Below are 18,368 nucleotides of genomic sequence, written 5' to 3' on the forward strand. Positions count from 1 at the left end.
CCGTCGGCGAGTTCGGTCGGTGGTGGGGTGGATGATGGAGCCGTGGACGTACTCGACCGGTTCAGCTCCGCGACCAGCACCTGGTTCCGCGGTGCGTTCGCGGCGCCCACGGCCGCTCAGACGGGTGCGTGGGAGGCGATCTCGGCGGGCGCCCACGCGCTCGTCGTCGCCCCCACCGGATCCGGGAAGACACTGGCGGCCTTCCTCTGGGCCCTGGATTCCTTCCTCGGTGGGCGCGGCTCCGGGGCATCCGGCGTCGAGGTGCCGGAGGCGGGCGCGGCCCCGACGGACGGGTCGAGGTCGGCGCCGGGGTCGAAGGACGACCGCCCGACCGGTACCCGGGTGCTCTACATCTCCCCGTTGAAGGCCCTCGGCGTCGACGTCGAACGGAACCTGCGTGCGCCTCTGATCGGCATCACCCAGACCGCCCGCGGCCGCGGCGAGACCCCGCCCGACATCAGCGTCGGCGTCCGCAGCGGTGACACGACGGCAGCGGACCGGCGGCAGTTGCTCGCTCATCCACCGGACATTCTCATCACCACCCCCGAATCGCTCTACCTGATGCTCACCTCGCGGGCGCGGGACACCCTGACCGATGTGCACACCGTGATCGTGGACGAGGTGCACGCCGTCGCCGGCACCAAACGGGGCGCCCACCTCGCGGTGACCCTGGAGCGGCTCGACGCGCTGCTCGCCCGCCCTGCCCAGCGGATCGGCCTCTCCGCGACCGTCCAGCCGCGGGAGACCGTCGCCCGGTTCCTCGGGGGCAACGCCCCGGTCACCATCGTCGCCCCGCCGTCGGGCAAGTCGTGGGACCTGACCGTGACCGTCCCCGTCGAGGACATGACCGAACTCGGCCCCGCTCCGGGACTCGAGGGATCCTCCGCCGGACAGACCCCGCAGGCGTCCATCTGGCCGCACGTGGAGGAGAAGGTCGTCGACCTGATCGAGGCGAACCGGTCGACCATCGTGTTCGCCAACTCCCGCCGGCTCGCCGAGCGGCTCACCGCCCGGCTGAACGAGATCCACGCGGACCGGCAGCTCGTCGAACAGCAGAGCGCCGAGGTGTGGGCCACCGGCACGGACGGCGAGCCGCTGCCGGTCCCGGCCCATGCCGCGTCCGGGCCGCCGGCCCAGGTGATGGCCCAGGCCGGGTCGACGTCCGGCGCGGAACCGGTGCTCGCCCGCGCCCACCACGGGTCGGTCAGCAAGGACCAGCGGGCACAGATCGAGGACGACCTGAAATCCGGGCGGCTGCGGTGCGTGGTCGCCACCAGCTCCCTGGAACTGGGCATCGACATGGGCGCCGTGGACCTGGTGATCCAGGTGGAGTCCCCGCCGTCGGTCGCCAGCGGCCTGCAACGCGTCGGCCGCGCCGGGCACCAGGTCGGCGAGATCTCGCGCGGCGTGCTGTTCCCCAAACACCGGGGCGACCTGGTCAACAGCGCCGTCACGGTCGAGCGGATGGTCGCCGGCGCCATCGAGTCCCTGTCCATCCCCACGAACCCGCTGGACATCCTGGCCCAGCAGACCGTGGCCGCATCGGCGCTCGGCACCATCGACGTCGAGGAGTGGTTCGACACCGTCCGGGCCAGCGCGCCCTTCGCCACCCTGCCGCGGTCGGCGTTCGACGCGACCCTGGACCTGCTCGCCGGCCGGTACCCGTCGGACGAGTTCGCCGAGCTGCGGCCACGGATCGTCTGGGACCGCACCGAGGGCACCATCACGGGCCGTCCGGGCGCGCAACGACTCGCCGTCACGAGCGGGGGCACGATCCCCGACCGCGGACTGTTCGGGGTGTTCATCGTCGGGGAGGAACATGGGAAGAACCCCCGCCGTGTCGGCGAACTGGACGAGGAGATGGTCTACGAGTCCCGGGTCGGGGACGTCTTCGCGCTCGGTGCCACCAGCTGGCGGATCGAGGACATCACGTACGACCGGGTGCTCGTCTCCCCCGCCTGGGGCCAGCCGGGCAAGGTGCCGTTCTGGAAGGGCGACTCCCTCGGCCGCCCGGTGGAACTCGGCCGGGCCCTCGGCGCGTTCGTCCGCGAGCTGTCCACCGCCGACGACGACGCCCGCGCCCGGCTGGCCGCGAACGGCCTGGACGAGTGGGCGTGCTCCAACCTGTTGACCTACCTGGCCGAGCAGAAGGAGGCGACCGGCCAGGTGCCTGACGACCGCACCCTCGTCGTCGAACGCTTCCACGACGAGCTCGGCGACTGGCGGATCGTGCTGCACTCCCCGTTCGGCATGCCCGTGCACGCGCCGTGGGCGCTGGCCGTCGGCGCGCGGCTGCAGGAGCGGTACGGCCTGGACGGCGCGGCGATGGCCGGCGACGACGGCATCGTGCTGCGGGTGCCGATGATGGAGGACGACCCGCCCGGCGCGGAGTTGTTCGTGTTCGAGGAGGACGAGCTCGACGAGCTGGTCACCGCCGAGGTGGGCGGCTCCGCCCTGTTCGCGTCCCGCTTCCGGGAATGCGCCGCCCGGGCCCTGCTGCTGCCGCGGCGCAACCCGGGCAAGCGGTCCCCGTTGTGGCAGCAGCGGCAGCGCTCCGCGCAGCTGCTGGACGTGGCCCGGAAGTACCCGACGTTCCCGATCATCCTGGAGACCGTCCGGGAGGTACTGCAGGACGTGTACGACGTGCCGGCGCTGAAGGACATCAGTGCGCAGGTCGCCCGACGCGAGTTGCGGCTGGTGGAGACCACGTCGACGCAGCCGTCCCCGTTCGCCCGGTCGCTCCTGTTCGGGTACATCGCCGGGTTCCTCTACGAGGGCGACAGCCCGCTGGCCGAGCGCCGGGCCGCCGCCCTGTCCCTGGACCCGACCCTGCTCAACGAGCTGCTCGGCCGGGCCGAACTGCGCGAACTGCTCGACCCGGGCGTGATCGACCAGACCGAGGCGCAGTTGCAGCACCTGGCTGACGGGTGGCGGGTCCGCGGGCCCGAGGGCGTCGCGGACCTGCTCCGCCTGCTCGGTCCCCTGGCCGCCGACGAGATCGCCGCCCGCACCGATGACCCCGACGCCGGGACCGCGGCGTCCGGCGGCGGGCACCAGTACGGTCCGGCCGGCGGTGCGGCATCGGACGTCGCCGCGCTCGAGAGCTCCGCACCGGGTCCGTCCGGCGAGGCCCCCGACCCGGGGGCCGCCCCGCCCACGCCGACGGCCCCGCTCGCCACCGTCACCGCGTGGGCGGACGAACTGGTCCGCGCCAACCGCGCGCTGTCGGTGTCCATCTCCGGGATCCCGCGGTACGCCGCGGTCGAGGACGCCGCTCGGCTGCGCGACGCCGCCGGGGTCCCCCTGCCGATGGGTGTGCCCACCGCCTTCATCGAACCGGTGCCGGACCCGCTCGGCGACCTGGTCGGCCGGTACGCGCGCACCCACGGGCCGTTCCTGGCCGCCGAGGCGGCACGTCGGCTCGGTCTCGGCGTCGCCGTCGTGACCACCACCCTGCAGCGCCTCGCCGTCGAGGGCCGCGTCGCCGAAGGCGAGTTCCGGCCCGCGTCACTGCAACCGGTCGGGTCCGCCGGGGCCGCGGAGTGGTGTGACGTCGAGGTGCTGCGGCGGATCCGCCGTCGCTCCCTCGCCGCGCTGCGGCACGACGTCGAGCCCGTCACCCCGCAGGTGTACGCGCGATTCCTGCCGGCCTGGCAGCACATCGGGCCCGAACGGGGCAGCCTCCGGGGCCTGGACGGCGTGCTCACCGTGGTCGACCAACTCGCCGGGGTGCCCGTGCCCGCCAGTGCGTGGGAGCCACTGGTACTCGCCGGCCGGGTCGCCGACTATGCCCCCGCCATGCTCGACGAGCTGATGGCCACCGGTGACGTGCTCGTCGCCGGCGCGGGGGAACTGGCCGGCAACGACGGGTGGCTCAACCTGCACCTGGCCGAGTCCGCGGACCTGACCCTGGCCCGGCAGCCCCTGTTCGTGCCCACCGGTCTGCAGCAGGCCATCATCGACTTCCTCGCCCGCGGCGGGGCGTGGTTCTTCCGCCAACTCGCCGACGCCGTCCGGGGGGCCGCGCCGGCGGTATCCCCCGGTCCATCCGCCGCCGGGAACGGCGACGATGACGGGGCAGGCGACGGAGCGGGAACCGGGGCGGCCGAGGGGAACGGGCCGGCCGAGGGGAACGGACCTGGCCGCCCCGCCACGGACGACGAGGTTGCCACCGCCCTGTGGGGCCTGGTGTGGGCCGGGGTGGTCGGCAACGACACGTACGCCCCGGTCCGGTCCCTGCTGGCGGGCGGCCACACCACGCACACCGCCAAACGGGCGCCGGCCCGGGCGCGCACCGGCGGGGGCCGCTTCGGGCGGTCCCGACTGCCCGGTCACCGGCCCGGCCGGGACGGGCTGGCCGCTCTGGGCCGCGAGTCGACCCTCGGCCGGGGCCCGGACCTGCGCTCCTCCGCGATGCGCAACCAGACCCCCCGTCCGGCGGTCCTGCCCACCACGGCCGGACGCTGGTCCCTGCTGCCCGAGTCCGCCCTCGACGCCACCGTGCAGGCGCACGCGATGGCCGAGCTGCTGATGGACCGGTACGGGGTGCTCACCCGCGGCTCGGTGGCCGTCGAGGGCACCCCCGGCGGATTCGGCACCGTCTACAAGGTGCTCAGCCGGCTCGAGGAGATGGGTCAGGCCCGGCGGGGCTACTTCATCGAAGGACTCGGCGCCGCCCAGTTCTCCGTGCCCGCCACCGTCGACCGGCTCCGCTCCTTCTCCGAGGAGACGGAGGTGTCCCGCAGGGAACCGACGGCGATCTGCCTGGCGGCGACCGACCCGGCCAACCCCTACGGGTCGGCTCTGGCGTGGCCGGCCCTGGAGGGCAGCGGGCACCGCCCGGGGCGGAAGGCCGGTGCGCTGGTCGCCCTGGTCGACGGTGCCCTGGTGCTGTACGTCGAACGCGGCGGCAGGACGCTGCTGGTCTTCGACGAGGAGCCCGATGCGCTCACCCGGGCGGCGCGGGCACTGGCCGGCGTCGTCCGCCGGGGCGCGGTGGACAAGCTCGCCGTGGAGAAGGTCAACGGCCGCTCCGTGCTGGACACGCCGACCGGGTCCGCCCTGGCCGACGCCGGTTTCTACTCCACTCCCCGGGGCTTGAGGATCCGTGCCTGAGGGCGACACCGTGTGGCGCAGCGCCCGCAACCTGGACCGGGCGCTGGCCGGTCAGGTGCTCACGCGCTGCGACCTGCGGGTGCCTTCGGTCGCCACGGTCGACCTGACCGGGCAGCCCGTGCACGGCGTCGTCTCCCGCGGCAAGCACCTGCTGATGCGGATCGGGGAGAGCACCGTCCATTCCCATCTGAAGATGGAGGGCTCCTGGCACCTGTACCCGCCGGAGGGGCGGTGGCGGCGCCCGGCCCACTCGGCGCGGGCGGTGCTCGGGACGGCCACCGCTACCGCGGTCGGCTTCTCCCTGGGCATGCTGGAGGTCTTTCCCACGGCGGACGAGGCCGCCCACGTCGGGCATCTCGGCCCGGACCTGCTGGGCGCCGACTGGGACGCCGCCGAGGCGTTGGCCCGCCTCGGCAGGGAACCGGGCAGAGCCGTCGGGCAGGCGCTGCTGGACCAGCGCAACCTCGCCGGCGTCGGCAACATCTACCGGTGCGAACTGTGCTTCCTCGCCGGCGTGCATCCGCTCACCGCCGTCGCCGACGTCCCGGCACTGCCGCGCCTGATCGACCGCGCCCACCGGCTGCTGCTGCTCAACCGGGAGCAGGCGGCCATCGTCACCACCGGCAGCACCCGGCGCGGTGAGGAGAACTGGGTGTACGGCCGGGCCGGGCGGCCCTGCCGACGGTGCGGCACGCCGATCCGCAAGGACCAGGCCGGCAACACCGACCTGGACGTGCGGGAGTACTGGTTCTGCCCGACGTGTCAACCCGTTCCCGTGCACCCGGGAGACGCCGTCGTGCCGGCCGCCGACTGAGACCCCGCCGCCTAGACTGGTCCGGTGATGCCCTCGCCGCTGCCCGTGCGCAACGGCGTCAACGCCACCCGGGTGCGGCTGCCCGACGACGGGCCCTGGGCCACGGCGCTGGACTACCTGCTGGACCGGTGGGGCCACGTGGACCCCGACGGCATCCGGGCCCGGTTCGACGCCGGCGAGGTGTCCGCCGCGGACGGCACGCGGCTCACCGCCGCCACCCCGCTGACCGCCCACACCTTCCTCTGGTACTACCGGGACCTGCCCACCGAGACGCCGATCCCCTTCGACGTCGACGTCCTGCACGAGGACGACCACCTGCTGGTGGCGGACAAGCCGCATTTCCTGCCGACGACCCCCGGTGGCGGATTCGTCAGCGAGTCAGCGCTGGTCCGGCTGCGGGTACGGACCGGTATCGACGACCTCACCCCGGTGCACCGGCTGGACCGGATGACCGCCGGCGTCGTCCTCTTCGCCAAGGACCCTGCCACCCGTGGGCGCTACCAGGTGATGTTCGAGCGGCGCCAGGTGCACAAGGAGTACGAGGCCCTGGCCGGTGTCCGACCGGACCTGGCCCTGCCGGTCACCGTGCGCAGCCGGATCGAGAAGTCCCGCTCCTACCTGCTGGCCCGCGAGGTGCCGGGGCCGCCGAACGCGGAGACCGTCGTCGAGCTGGACCGTGTCCTCGAGGGCGAGGTTCTCGAGTGCAGCGATCCGCCCATCGGCCGGTACCGGTTGTACCCGCACACGGGCAAGACCCACCAGTTGCGCGTGCACATGGCGTCCCTCGGCCTCGGTATCCGCGGCGACCGGTACTATCCGGTGCTGCAGGACGAGGCGCCCGACGACCACGGCCGTCCCCTGTGCCTGCTCGCCCGGTCGATCGGGTTCACCGACCCGATCACGGGCCGCGACGTCACCTACACCAGTCGGCGCACGCTCGGACCCTGATCCGGCCACCGGCGCCATCGCCTCTCGTCGACTGCGGATCCGGGTGTGCTGGCGTCGTTCCTGCCGGTACCGTATCCGGCGGCCGCCGGGGCGGCCGTGCTCGACGGCATCGGTGCCGCCGCAGACGTTCAGTCCTGAAGCAGCCGCTTCTCGTACCGGGCGTTGAGCCGCTCCCACAGCGGGTACCAGGCGTCCCACCAGGTGTCCCAGCGGACCGGGTGACCGTCGAGGGCGTCGTGCAGGTGCTCCAGATGCACGTGCCAGCCGGCCATCACGGTGGCCACCTCCAGGGGCGAGAGCGCGACGTCGGCCGTGAACCGCAGGCGGGAACCGCCGTCGTTCGCCGCGGCGAGGTCGAACTCGAGCCGGCCGTGCTCACTGTTGCTGATCGTGAACACCGCATCCCGGTGAGCGGTCAACACGGTGCCCTGCCACCACGGCAACGGGTCCGGCCGGCCGTTGAGCCAGTGCAGGTCGAAGGCCGCTCCCTCCCGGGCCTCCCCGCGGACCTGCGCCCACCACGTCTCCGTCCGTGCCGGATCGGTGATCATCCGCCACACCTCATGCACGTCGTGCAGGTAGTCCCGCTCGAACTCCAGCCGCACGGTACCGTCGGGCAGTTCGGTCGCGGTGCCGAGGGGATGCCGGTTGACGAGGGTGAGCAGCGGTGAGACGTCCCCCGCGGCCGTCATCGGGGGGCCATCCGGATGGCACCGTCGAGGCGGATGGTCTCGCCGTTGAGCATCGGGTTGCTCACGATGTGTTCGACCAGCGCGGCGTACTCGGCCGGCTTGCCCAACCGCGACGGGTGGGGCACCTGGGCGCCGAGCGAGTCCTGCGCGGCCTGGGGCAGACCCGCCATCATCGGCGTCTCGAAGATGCCCGGGGCGATCGTCATCACCCGGATCCACTGGCGGGCGAACTCCCGGGCGAGTGGCAGGGTCATGGCGGCCACACCGCCCTTGGACGCGGCGTAGGCCGGCTGGCCGATCTGCCCGTCGAACGCGGCCACCGACGCGGTGTTGACGATGACGCCGCGCTCCGCGCCGAACGGGCCCTGGAGCGGTTCGACCTCGCTCATCGCCTCGGCCGCGAGCCGGATCACGTTGAAGGTCCCGATCAGGTTGACCGCCACGACGCGGCTGAACCGATCCAGCGGCAGCACCCCGTCCTTGCCGAGCACCTTGCCGGGCGTGGCCACGCCGGCACAGTTGACGACGATCCGCAGAGGCCCCAGTTCGTTCGCGGTGGCCACAGCGGCGGCGACCTGCGCCTCGTCGCACACGTCGGCGGCGGCGAAGCGGGCGCGGTTTCCGAGGGCGGTAGCGGCCTCCTCACCGCGCGAGGACGGCAGGTCGACGAGCACGACGGCGGCCCCCGCGTCGTGCAGAGCCTGTGCGGTTGCGGCCCCCAGGCCGGACGCACCGCCCGTGATCAGCGCGGTCGAACCCTCGATCTGCATGCCATCCCCTTCTGTCGGTGTCCCGATCCTCGACGCCGGATCCGGTGTCGGTGGCCCGTGCCGTGGCCGGTTGCCTCGTGCGCCCGGCTCCGATCACGGCCCGACCGGTCGCCCCGTGTCCCCGGTGTCCCCGGTGTCGCCGGGTCGCCGGGTCGCCGGGTCGCCGTGTCGCCGTGTCGCCTGCCAGCCTAGCGCCGGCCGGGCGCCGTCCCGCCGGCGCCCGTTCGCGCTGTCCCTAGGCTGGCCCCATGAGTGAACCCGCGAACTCCCCGGCCTCGGTGCGTGCCGCCGTCGCGGCCGGATCGGTGATCACCCTCTTCGGCCACCGGCTACTGCACCTTCCCGGCACCGGCCTGGCCGCGGTCCGCTGGCCGCGTCCGTGGGCCGCCGATCTCCGACCGCCCTGGCACTACTGGTGGCAGGCCCACTACCTGGACTGCCTCGTCGACGCCGGCTGGCGGGAACACCGGTCCGGCCTGCCCCCGGCGGCCCTGCGGCTGGGCCACCAGCTGCTGCGCGGGATCCGGCTGCGCAACCTGGGCCGCTACCCGAACCTCTACTACGACGACATGGCCTGGCTCGCCCTCGCGGCCGGCCGGCTGGACGAGCTGGCCCGGGCGGTCACCGGTGCCGGCACCCGGCAGAGCCGTGCCGTGATCGACGTCCTCGCGCCGCGGCTGATCAGCGCCAGCACCGACGACGCGGGCGGCGGCGTGTTCTGGAACACGCGGCGCACCTTCAAGAACACCGCCGCAACCGCTCCGGCCGCCCTGTTCTTCGCCCGCGCCGGGGAGCCGGAGCGCACCCGGGCGCTCACGGACTGGCTGCGGGACCGGCTGCTCGACCCCGACTCGGGCCTGTACCTCGACGGTGTACGGCTGGGCCGGCGCGGCGTCGAGACCGTCCGGTCCCGCTACACCTACAACCAGGGGCCGGTGCTGGGCGCGTTGCTCGCGCTCGGCGATCCGGCCGACCTCGACGCCGCGGCGCGGCTCGTCGACGCCGTCGACGCGGGCCTCACCCGCCCGTCACCCGTCGTGGCCGGCGCCAAGGTGCTGATCACCCACGGCGGTGGTGACGGCGGCCTGTTCACCGGCATACTCGTGCGGTACCTCGCGGCCGTCGCGATCGACGCGCGGCTGCCCCCGACGGCTCGGTCCACGGCCGCGCGTCTGGTCACCGGCACCGCCGACGCGCTGTGGACCGGCCGCCGGCGCGTCCCTCCGGGCGAGTCCCGGTCCGCGGAGGGCCCGGGCGACGGCGCCCTGATCTTCTCCGCCGACGCCGGCGTCGACGCCGCGACCAGCTATCCGCTCGGCGGTCCGGTTGAACTGTCCACCCAGTTGCAGGCGTGGATGAGCCTCGAGGCGGCCGCCGTATGCGTCGGCGGGACAGCCGCGGAGGATTCGACGTCAGTCGTCTGAGGCCGTGCTGCCGGGCGCGGAATCGATCGCGGGACCGGCCCGACGCTGCGCGGCCGGAACGCAGACACGGCCACGCCATCGTGCGGGCCTGCGCAGCTCGGAAGGCTCCGCGCGTGCCGTCCGGCTGCGTGGCGGTCGGGCACCCACCGGTCGATCGGATAGAACAGAGGACATGAGCAACGTGCGCACGCCCGATCCCTACCCCGGCTGGCTCTCGCCGGAGGACCTCCACGAGGCACGGCAGCGGCTTCCGATGATGTATGTCGAAGCGCTGCCCGTCCGGGTCGACACGCTGGGCTACGTCACCGAGCTCGGGCTGCTGCTGACCGCCAGCGACGAGGGCGAGATGGTGCGCACCTTCGTCTCCGGCCGGGTGCTCTACCGGGAGTCGATCCGCGCGGCGCTGCTGCGGCACCTGGAGAAGGATCTCGGGCCGTTCGCCCTGCCGCAGATCCCGCCGTCGCCGGCGCCGTTCACGGTCGCCGAGTACTTCCCGTCGCCGTCGCCGTCCCCCTACACGGACGACCGGCAGCACGCCGTCGCGCTGGCCTACATCGTCCCGGTCACCGGGGAGTGCAGCCCGCGACAGGACGCGCTGCAGCTGTCCTGGCTCACGCCCGAGGAATGCCTCAGCGAAGGCGTGCAGGCGGAGTTCGTGGGCGGACGCGGCAATCTCGTGCGGCAGGCGCTGGCCCACGTCGGCTGGGGCCGTTGACGCCGATCAGGCCCGGTTCCGCACCCGCGCGACGGCCGGCTCCAGCAGCACCACGACAACCACCGCGACGGCGGCGCCGATCACCGTCTCCACGGCGCGGCTGACCACCAGCTGCCCCACCGGCATCGGATTGCTCAACTGCACCATGCACAGGGCCAGCGGGGTGATGAAGAGCAGGGCCGTGGCGTAGTGCCGGACGACGAACAGCTCGCCGAGGAACTGCAGCACGATGATCACGAGTGCGAGGGCCCAAGCACCCAGACGCAGCCCGAGGATGACCGCACTCACGGCGACCCCTGCGAGCGTGCCGACGACGCGGTGGATGGCGCGCCCGACGCGCGCGGGCGCATCGGGCGCGGCGATCGCGGCGATCCCCGCGACCATCGCCCAGTTGCTGTGGCCGACACCCGAGAGCTGGCCGATGACCCCGGCCATCAGCGCGACGATGAGGAACTGCGAACCGTGCCAGGTGAGTTGCGCCGCGCTGAAGGAACCGCCGAGGATCGGTGCGCCCTCTCCCATGCCCGGCAGCACGCGGGCCAGGTAACCGAGGAACACGCAGAAGGCGATCGTGCCCAGGGCGACGCCGAGGCCCTGAGCCGCCGGTGGCGGCGACGGCAGGCCGGCGATCGAGGTGAAGGCGAAGACGAAGAAGACGGAGCCGCTGGGCTTGAGCCCGATCCCGGCGGCCAGCACGGCCCCGAGCGCCGCGACGACGGACCCGATCAGTACGATGGTCACCCCGCTGACGCCGGCGGCATCGGCGACGAGCATTCCGAGGGCGAGGCAGGCGAGGATGACGAGCCCGGCAACAGACTGGTGGACGAAGCGGCGGCGCAGCGTCTCCCGACGCGCGTAGATGCCGGTGAAGGACCCGAAGGCCGCGTACACCGCGAGGTCGGTACGGCCGAGGAGCATGACGACCACCAGCGGCACGGCAACCCCCACGGCGATGCGGGCGGCCGAGAGGTGATCCGCCTGCGCGGGTCCGAATCGGAAGAAATCGCGAACTCCTGCCACGACCTCCAGCACATCACAGGTCCGGGCGTCCGAAGCCGGTGAAGGCACTGTTCGTTCCGCACCTCACCCCGGCCGCCACCCGCAGCCTGCGGGAATATCACCACCCACCCCACGTCGACTATCGAATTTCGGGGCTCTCGCAGCCCCAGAAAGCCCCGAAATTCGATAGTCAACGCGACGGGATGGGCCGACGACGACCGCAGCGCAAGACGATCCGGGACCCGGAACGGGCAGCCGGACGAGATCGATCATCGTGGAGCCCAGCCCTGAGCACCCAGAGCAGCCGCCACTTTGGCGACGGCGCGTGGCACGATCCCGAGACCGGGAACGACGACCAGCGCGCTCAGGTCGGCGGCCGCGATGCGCACCTCGGTCCAGCCGGCGGCCGCGGTGAGATCGGCCCGTTCGATGTCCAGTGCGTGCTGCCGAGGGTCGGCGTGGTGGGCGCCGTCGTACTGCACCGAGAGGAGCTGCTGGCGGTAGGCGAGATCCGGCAGGACGACCCGGCGTCGCCCGTTCACCGCGATCCACACGTTCAGCTCCGGCTCCGGCAGGCCGGCGTCCACCAGCATCAGCCGGAGCCGGGTCTCGGGCTCCGAGTCGGCACCGACCCGCACGCGCTCGAGCGCGGCCCGGGCGGTCCGGACGCCACGCCGCCGTCGCACGATCGCCACGCGACGCTGCAGGTCGACCAGGCTCACGAGCGGATCGTCCGGCTCGAATCCTCGCGGGTCCGCGTGCCAGCAGACCATCGCGTCGCCGACCGCGACCAGCTGGTCCACGGTCAGCTCTGAGGCCAGATCGAGGAACACGCGCGCCGGCGTCGTCACGCGGACGCCTCCCCGGACCGTCACGTCGGCTTCGGACAGGACGGCGAGATGGCCGACGACGCCGCGACGGTGCACAGCCGAGGTCCGTGGAGTCGCCGCGTGCGTGACGTGGAGGAGTTCGGCCTCCTGGAGCCTGCGGGGAAGAGGTAGACCCCACAGGGCGGCGGCGGTCGTGTGGCTGACCACTGCCGTCGGCATGGCCGCGATCGCCGCCCGCGCCCTGACGGCGACCGATCCGCCCAGCTCCGCCGGAATCCGCGCACCGGTGATCCCTGCCGCCAGGTGGTGGCCTCGAAGGCGATCCGCACTCACCCCGGCAGCAATCGCCTCTCGCACCGCGAAGGGGCGGAGGGCGAACTCCGGCGGGAGCGCGGCCCGGGCGCTCACGTGCACCTCACCGCTCCATCGTGCCTGCTCACCGCCTCGCACAGGCCCGGCCGGCGCCCGCCTGTGGACAACCAGCCGCACTCTCCACGTTGATTATTGGATTTCGGGGCTCCGGCCAGCCTCCGAAGCCCCGAAATCCAATAGTCAACGAGCAGGAGGGGCAGCGAGAGGGGGGCGGCGCCCGCTGGCAGAATGGGCCGGTGCCCCGCAGCGACTTCTCCTTCCACGTCACCGCCCGCCTGACCGAGACGACGACGTCGCCGGCCGCCGGGCGCGCCGGCGTCATCGACACCCCGCACGGGCCGATCCGCACCCCGGCGTTCATCCCGGTCGGGACCCAGGCGGCGGTCAAGGCCGTGCTGCCGGAGGCGGTCGCCGAACTCGGTGGGCAGGCCGTCCTGGCCAACGCCTATCACCTCTATCTGCAGCCGGGCGCGGACATCGTCGACGAGGCCGGTGGGCTCGGTCGCTTCATGAACTGGCCGGGGCCCACGTTCACGGACTCGGGCGGCTTCCAGGTGATGAGCCTGGGTAGCGGGTTCAAGAAGGTCATCTCGATGGACCTGCCCGCGGAGCGCCAGGGGGCCGACGACGCCGTCGCCCCCGGCAAGGAGCGGCTGGCGGACGTCGACGAGGACGGGGTCTGGTTCCGTTCGCACCTGAACGGCGACCGGCACCGGTTCACCCCGGAGGTCTCGATGGGGATCCAGCATCAGCTGGGAGCGGACATCACGTTCGCCTTCGACGAGCTGACCACCCTGATGAACTCGCGCGGGTACCAGGAAGAGTCACTGGAGCGCACACGCCGGTGGGCGCAGCGCTGCCTCGACGAGCACGCCCGGCTGACGACGCAGCGCTCGGGCAAGCCGTACCAGGCGCTGTTCGGCGTGATCCAGGGCGCCCAGTACGAGGATCTGCGCCGGAAGGCCTGCCGGGACCTCGCGGCCATGACGAGCGGGATGGACGACGGCGAGGACGGTGGGGGCTTCGACGGCTACGGCATCGGCGGCGCGCTGGAGAAGGAGAATCTGGGCACGATCGTCGGCTGGTGCGCCGACGAGCTGCCCGAGGACCGACCTCGGCACCTGCTGGGCATCTCCGAACCCGATGACGTGTTCACCGCGATCGAGAACGGTGCCGACACGTTCGACTGCGTCTCCCCCACCCGGGTCGCCCGCACGTCGGCGGTGTACACCCGGGACGGCCGGATCAACCTGGCCGGCGCCCGGTACAAGCGGCAGTTCACGCCCATCGACGAGACCTGCGACTGCTACACCTGCGCCCACTACACGGTCGCCTACCTGCGGCACCTGTTCAAGGCGAAGGAGATGAACGCGGCCACGCTCGCCTCCATCCACAACGAGCGGTTCGTGGTGCGGATGGTCGACGACGCGCGGCGGGCACTCGAGGACGGCACGTTCTTCGACCTCAAGGCCGACGTGCTCGGGCGCTACTACGGGCGCACGGCGGCGAGGGGGACGACGACGGTCGGCTGAGCCGGAGTGCGAGTCGCGCGAAGCCGGAGAACGAGTGGGAACCGACGTCCCTCACGGGTTCACCGGGCTCGGGGTCGTCGCGGCGACGCCCACGACGAGGGTGACCACCGCCTGCGCCAGGAGCAGGAGTGGTGCGGTCCCCCCGGCCAGCAGGGCGACGACCAGCGGCACCAGGACGACCAGCGCCAGATCCGGACCCTGCCCCATGGTCGCCAGGGCGGAGGCGGGCAGGTAGCCGAACGGCGTCGGGACCGGGGGTGCGGAGAAGTCGACCGGCGGCCGGTACGCCGAGCGCACCGCGCAGGCGCCCAGACCCAGTCCGGCGACGGCGCCCAGCAGCACCAGCCCGGCGTCGGCCGCGCCGAGCAGCACCAGACCCCCGGACAGGACCGCCATCATCGCGGCCAGCACGACGCCTGGAACCAGGGCGTGCAACTGCCGGGTCCGGGCGGCGGAGAGCGGCAGGAGGTCGTCGAGCTCGGGCACCGACGCGCTCGCCCGCAGCCCCCGGGCGGCCCGGCTCATCCCCGCCAGCGCCACGATCACGATCCCTCCCGCCACGGGAAGCACACCGTTGCCCCCGACAGTCAGCGGCGGCAGCCACGCGAGCGCCGGCAACCAGGCGTAGCCGGACCAGCCGCGTCGCCGGGCGGTGCCGAGCAGATCCGCGACCAGCAGGGCGCCGGACGGCGTGCCGACCCGGCGGATCAGGGGGCGCCCCCGGCGGGTGGACACGGCGTCGGTCGGCGCGGTCCGTACCAGGTCGTCGGCACCTCCGGTCATCGCCCAGAGCCGAAGGGTCGTCATCGCCCCGCCGCCCCGGGCGAGTTGGTCGGTCGTCAGCTCGGCCAGCCGGGGGCGTATCGCCGACCAGAGCAGCACGACGACGACGGCGAGCACGAGCAGCGGCCACCCGGCCCCCTCGGCAGCGAGCACGAACCACCCGGTCGGCACCAGCGCCAGGACGTGCCCGATCAGGGGCAGGCTGGACGGCACGAGCGACCCGCACACCCACAGGACGAGGACGGCGATCCCGCCGAGGACGGCCAGCACGGTCGCCGTCCGACGCAGCACCTGCCCCCGGTCCGCGGTCTGCGCCACGACCGCCTCCTCGGTCGCGATCGCGGCGAGCAGGCCCACGCTGAGCACACCGAGCAGCAACCCGGGTCCCAGGGTGACCACCGCGAGGACCGGTGCGGACAGCGCCGCGCCGAGGGCGGCAGCGGCGCCGACCCGGCTCAGACCCATCCGCTCGAGCAGGCGTGAGCGGGGCACCGGCGCCGACATCCACCAGGCCAGCGTGGCCGCGTCGGGACCGACGGGCCCGAGCCGCAGTGCCCAGTTCGCCACGGCCGCGACCAGCAGCAGGCCCAGCACGGGCAGGAACACCGCGGGCGGGAGCACCGCGACGGCCGGGTCGGTCACCGGGCGGCTGACCGCCACCGCACCCAGCTGCTGGTTCAGCGCGGTGAGCAACCCGTACCCGAACAGCGCCGCCACCCCGACCGACAACGCCGCCGTGTACCCGTCGAGCAGTGCCGACATCCGGGAACGGTGCTGGTGGCGCCGTGACATCCGCCGGGTGAAGACTGCGGGGTCGAAGCCGGTGACGGCGCCGGCCTCGAGCTGCGGCGTCCTCACCGCCGGGTCCCCGAGATGAGGGCCGCACCGGCGTCGACCGGGACCGGGCGCACCTCGTCGTCGATCAGCAGGCAAGAGGTCGCCGTCGCGCGCAGCAGGTCCGGTGAGTGGGTGACGAGCACCACCGCGCACCCGTCCGCGGCGACCGCGCGGATGCGGCCGCCGAGCACCTGCTGCATCACGGGGTCCAGCCGCTGCTCGGGCTCGTCCAGAACGAGCAGGTCCCGCGGCCGGACGAACCCGGCGGCCAGCAGCAGGCGGCGGCGCTGGCCCGAGGAGAGCTCGGTGGGCAGGGCGTCGGCGACGGCGATGACGCCGAAGGCGTCCAGCTCCCGCTCGACGGCGCCGGCCGGGTCCGGCACGCCGTGGCCGCGGGCGACCAGTTCCAGGTGCTCGGCGACGGTCAGGGAGGGGAAGAACGCGTCCTGGTCGAACACGCACGCGACGGCGGCCCGGAACGAGGCTGCCCGGTCGTCGATGAGCAGCCCGCGGAAGCGACTCTCGCCGTCGAGCGCGGGCTGACGACCGATCATGGTCCGGGCCACCGTGGACTTGCCGGCCCCGTTGAACCCCACGATGCCCAGCACGTCGCCGGCATCCACCGACGCGGTGACCGGACCGCACACGGGCACCGATCCGTACCCGCAGACCAGACCCTGCACGGTCAGCAGTGGTCCGTCGGTCATGGGAGGAACGCTACCAACGGCGAGGGCGGCAGGCCGGTGGTGCGTCCGTGGCCTCAGGCCGCCGGCGGCGTGGCGTAGTCCGGCTCGCGGGACTTGATCACCCGGATAACCAGCATGGTCAGCGGACTGACGACGATTTCCACCAGACACTTGTAGAGGTACCCGGCGATGACGTAGTTGACGAACTGGCCGGCGTCGGCGATGCCGATCACCGGGGCGGCGATGGAACAGAAGATCAGCGTGTCCGCGAACTCGCCGACGCCCGTGGAGCCGATCAGGCGACCCCAGAGCGCCGACTCCCCGGTGCGCTCCTTGAGCCGGACCAGCACCCACGAGTTGAGCAGCTGGCCCACCACGTATCCGGCCATGCTCGCGATCACGATCTGCGGCACCTGCCCGAGCGCGCCCTCCAGCGCGGACTGCTTCGCGGTGCCGTACGCGTCCGTGAATCCGGGCAGGGCGATGATGACGACGAAGGCCAGGGACGCGAGCAGCGACAGGGCGAAACCGGTGACGACGGTGCGACGGGCGGCCGCGAAGCCGTACACCTCGCTGAGCACGTCGCCGAGGACGTAGGCCAGCGGGAACAGGAAGAACCCACCGTCGGTCACGATGGTGAAGTCGCCGAACACCGGCCCGATCAGCACGCCCTTCGACGCCCCGACGTTCGACAGGATCAGGACCACGCAGAACAGGGCGACGAGGATGTCGAAGTAGCGGCGGTTGCGGGTGGCGAACGCGGCGCGGTGGGGCGTGACGGCGACGCTCATGACAGGTGCCTCTCGAGACGGGTGCGACGGCGACCCACGCGACGGTGTCGCGGGATGCGGATGCTGTGCGCCGGACCGCCTGCCACCCGGTCGGGACGCGCCCGCTTCGCGGGCACCGCCATTCTGTCACGCGTCGTTCGCCGCGGTGGAGCGACCTTGGGGTGCAGTCCGGGTGCAGTCCGCAGGGTGAACAATGGTGCCCATGGCACAACTCCCCTCTGCAGCCTCACCCGACGCGCCCGCCGCGCCCGACGCGCCCGCAGTCGTCCTGACCATCGCCGGGTCCGAAGCGACCGGCGGGGCCGGCGCCCAGACCGATCTGAAGACGTTCCAGCAGTCCGGGGTGTTCGGGATCGCCGCCCTGACCTGCATCGTCTCGTTCGACCCCAAGAACGACTGGAACCACCGCTTCGTCCCGGTCGAACCGCAGGTCATCACCGACCAGCTGGAGGCCATCTCCGCGGCCTACACCATCGAGACCGTGAAGATCGGCATGCTCGGCACCCCCGCGACCATCGAGGTGGTGGCCGGGTGGCTCGCCGAGCACACGCCGCGCACCGTGGTGCTCGATCCGGTCCTGATCTGCAAGGGACAGGAGCCCGGCGCCGCGCTGGACACCGATCAGGCACTCAAACAGCACATCCTGCCGCGCGCCACGTTCGTGACGCCCAACCACTTCGAGTCGATCCAGCTCTCCGGCATGACGGACATCGACTCGGTGGAGGACCTGACCGAGGCCGCACGCCGCATCCACGACGCCAGCGGCGCCGTCGTGCTCGCCAAGGGCGGCGTCCGGCTGGCCGGCGACTCGGCCCAGGACGTGTTCTTCGACGGGAGCCACGTCGACATCCTGACGGCACCGAAGATCGGTGACGTGGCCGTCAGCGGCGCGGGCTGTACGCTGGCGGCCGCGGTCGCCGCGGAGCTCGGCAAGGGCGCGGACCCGCTGACCGCGGCCCGCACCGCGAAATCCCTGGTGACGGCGGCGATCCAGGGTCGGGTCTCGTCCAACGCACCGTTCGACGCCGTGTGGCAGGGCGCTGCAGGCTGAGCAGGGCGA

14 protein-coding genes are annotated in these 18,368 nt (G+C 73.0%); 7 read left to right on the forward strand and 7 right to left on the reverse strand.

What is annotated here, in order from left to right:
- The first annotated feature begins 42 nt into the window (after positions 1 to 42).
- From BKD30_RS11645 to BKD30_RS11655, 3 genes are read left to right on the forward strand one after another with little or no spacing between them, the layout of a single operon-like run.
- Positions 43 to 5,115 carry an Lhr family ATP-dependent helicase gene (locus BKD30_RS11645; protein WP_235861655.1) on the forward strand — a complete coding sequence of 1,691 codons (5,073 nt, stop codon included), beginning with the start codon at positions 43 to 45 and terminating at the stop codon, positions 5,113 to 5,115.
- A complete protein-coding gene (locus BKD30_RS11650) occupies positions 5,108 to 5,929 on the forward strand; it encodes a DNA-formamidopyrimidine glycosylase family protein (RefSeq protein ID WP_076704802.1) in 822 nt (273 codons plus the stop codon). Before BKD30_RS11645 ends, BKD30_RS11650 begins: the two co-directional genes overlap by 8 nt.
- Positions 5,930 to 5,956: 27 nt before the next feature.
- Complete coding sequence (locus BKD30_RS11655) at positions 5,957 to 6,877, forward strand: pseudouridine synthase (protein WP_076704804.1); 921 nt, start codon at positions 5,957 to 5,959, stop codon at positions 6,875 to 6,877.
- A 128-nt stretch (positions 6,878 to 7,005) separates the two neighbouring features.
- Here BKD30_RS11655 and BKD30_RS11660 read toward each other — a convergent pair whose 3' ends face one another.
- Together BKD30_RS11660 and BKD30_RS11665 are read right to left on the reverse strand one after the other, a co-directional pair.
- The gene (locus BKD30_RS11660; RefSeq protein ID WP_076704806.1) at positions 7,006 to 7,569 is read right to left on the reverse strand and encodes an SRPBCC domain-containing protein; all 564 of its coding nucleotides are present in this window, start codon (positions 7,567 to 7,569) and stop codon (positions 7,006 to 7,008) included.
- The gene (locus BKD30_RS11665) at positions 7,566 to 8,339 is read right to left on the reverse strand and encodes a 3-hydroxyacyl-CoA dehydrogenase (protein ID WP_076704808.1); all 774 of its coding nucleotides are present in this window, start codon (positions 8,337 to 8,339) and stop codon (positions 7,566 to 7,568) included. Before BKD30_RS11665 ends, BKD30_RS11660 begins: the two co-directional genes overlap by 4 nt.
- A gap of 248 nt (positions 8,340 to 8,587) precedes the next feature.
- Here BKD30_RS11665 and BKD30_RS11670 point away from each other — a divergent pair, with 248 nt between their 5' ends.
- Together BKD30_RS11670 and BKD30_RS11675 are read left to right on the forward strand one after the other, a co-directional pair.
- Positions 8,588 to 9,763 carry a glycoside hydrolase family 76 protein gene (locus BKD30_RS11670; protein WP_076704809.1) on the forward strand — a complete coding sequence of 392 codons (1,176 nt, stop codon included), beginning with the start codon at positions 8,588 to 8,590 and terminating at the stop codon, positions 9,761 to 9,763.
- Positions 9,764 to 9,935: 172 nt separating this feature from the next.
- Positions 9,936 to 10,478, forward strand: a complete 543-nt coding sequence (locus BKD30_RS11675) for an NUDIX hydrolase family protein (RefSeq protein WP_076704811.1) — start codon at positions 9,936 to 9,938, stop codon at positions 10,476 to 10,478.
- A gap of 6 nt (positions 10,479 to 10,484) precedes the next feature.
- Here the strand turns inward: BKD30_RS11675 and BKD30_RS11680 are convergent, their stop codons facing one another.
- Both BKD30_RS11680 and BKD30_RS11685 read right to left on the reverse strand, forming a co-directional pair.
- Positions 10,485 to 11,498 carry an FUSC family protein gene (locus BKD30_RS11680; RefSeq protein ID WP_076704971.1) on the reverse strand — a complete coding sequence of 338 codons (1,014 nt, stop codon included), beginning with the start codon at positions 11,496 to 11,498 and terminating at the stop codon, positions 10,485 to 10,487.
- Positions 11,499 to 11,746: 248 nt separating this feature from the next.
- Positions 11,747 to 12,715: a hypothetical protein gene (locus BKD30_RS11685; protein WP_076704972.1), complete on the reverse strand. Its 969-nt coding sequence runs from the start codon at positions 12,713 to 12,715 to the stop codon at positions 11,747 to 11,749.
- Positions 12,716 to 12,915: 200 nt separating this feature from the next.
- Between BKD30_RS11685 and tgt the strand changes: the two genes are divergently transcribed.
- Complete coding sequence (gene tgt, locus BKD30_RS11690; protein WP_076704812.1) at positions 12,916 to 14,211, forward strand: tRNA guanosine(34) transglycosylase Tgt; 1,296 nt, start codon at positions 12,916 to 12,918, stop codon at positions 14,209 to 14,211.
- Between the two features lie 51 nt (positions 14,212 to 14,262).
- Here the strand turns inward: tgt and BKD30_RS11695 are convergent, their stop codons facing one another.
- Genes BKD30_RS11695 through BKD30_RS11705 form a run of 3 tightly spaced genes read right to left on the reverse strand, consistent with a single transcriptional unit; the run spans position 14,263 to position 17,308 of the window.
- Positions 14,263 to 15,852 carry a DUF6297 family protein gene (locus tag BKD30_RS11695; protein ID WP_076704813.1) on the reverse strand — a complete coding sequence of 530 codons (1,590 nt, stop codon included), beginning with the start codon at positions 15,850 to 15,852 and terminating at the stop codon, positions 14,263 to 14,265.
- A complete protein-coding gene (locus BKD30_RS11700; RefSeq protein ID WP_076704814.1) occupies positions 15,849 to 16,538 on the reverse strand; it encodes an ABC transporter ATP-binding protein in 690 nt (229 codons plus the stop codon). Before BKD30_RS11700 ends, BKD30_RS11695 begins: the two co-directional genes overlap by 4 nt.
- A 53-nt stretch (positions 16,539 to 16,591) precedes the next feature.
- Positions 16,592 to 17,308 carry a queuosine precursor transporter gene (locus tag BKD30_RS11705; protein WP_076704815.1) on the reverse strand — a complete coding sequence of 239 codons (717 nt, stop codon included), beginning with the start codon at positions 17,306 to 17,308 and terminating at the stop codon, positions 16,592 to 16,594.
- Positions 17,309 to 17,510: 202 nt separating this feature from the next.
- On the opposite strand from BKD30_RS11705, the gene BKD30_RS11710 reads away from it, so the two are divergent.
- Positions 17,511 to 18,359: a hydroxymethylpyrimidine/phosphomethylpyrimidine kinase gene (locus BKD30_RS11710; protein ID WP_076704816.1), complete on the forward strand. Its 849-nt coding sequence runs from the start codon at positions 17,511 to 17,513 to the stop codon at positions 18,357 to 18,359.
- The last annotated feature ends 9 nt before the right edge of the window (positions 18,360 to 18,368 follow it).

Origin of the sequence: Tersicoccus phoenicis (genome assembly GCF_001968835.1) — a bacterium.
GTDB classification, from domain to species: domain Bacteria; phylum Actinomycetota; class Actinomycetes; order Actinomycetales; family Micrococcaceae; genus Tersicoccus; species Tersicoccus phoenicis.

What these genes read in the sequence shown, in the direction of transcription:
- BKD30_RS11655 (WP_076704804.1), top strand. Translation starts at nt 5,957, where the DNA reads ATGCCCTCGCCGCTGCCCGTGCGCAACGGCGTCAACGCCACCCGGGTG.
- BKD30_RS11660 (WP_076704806.1), bottom strand. Translation starts at nt 7,569, where the DNA reads ATGACGGCCGCGGGGGACGTCTCACCGCTGCTCACCCTCGTCAACCGG.
- BKD30_RS11665 (WP_076704808.1), bottom strand. Translation starts at nt 8,339, where the DNA reads ATGCAGATCGAGGGTTCGACCGCGCTGATCACGGGCGGTGCGTCCGGC.
- BKD30_RS11670 (WP_076704809.1), top strand. Translation starts at nt 8,588, where the DNA reads ATGAGTGAACCCGCGAACTCCCCGGCCTCGGTGCGTGCCGCCGTCGCG.
- BKD30_RS11675 (WP_076704811.1), top strand. Translation starts at nt 9,936, where the DNA reads ATGAGCAACGTGCGCACGCCCGATCCCTACCCCGGCTGGCTCTCGCCG.
- BKD30_RS11700 (WP_076704814.1), bottom strand. Translation starts at nt 16,538, where the DNA reads ATGACCGACGGACCACTGCTGACCGTGCAGGGTCTGGTCTGCGGGTAC.
- BKD30_RS11705 (WP_076704815.1), bottom strand. Translation starts at nt 17,308, where the DNA reads ATGAGCGTCGCCGTCACGCCCCACCGCGCCGCGTTCGCCACCCGCAAC.
- BKD30_RS11710 (WP_076704816.1), top strand. Translation starts at nt 17,511, where the DNA reads ATGGCACAACTCCCCTCTGCAGCCTCACCCGACGCGCCCGCCGCGCCC.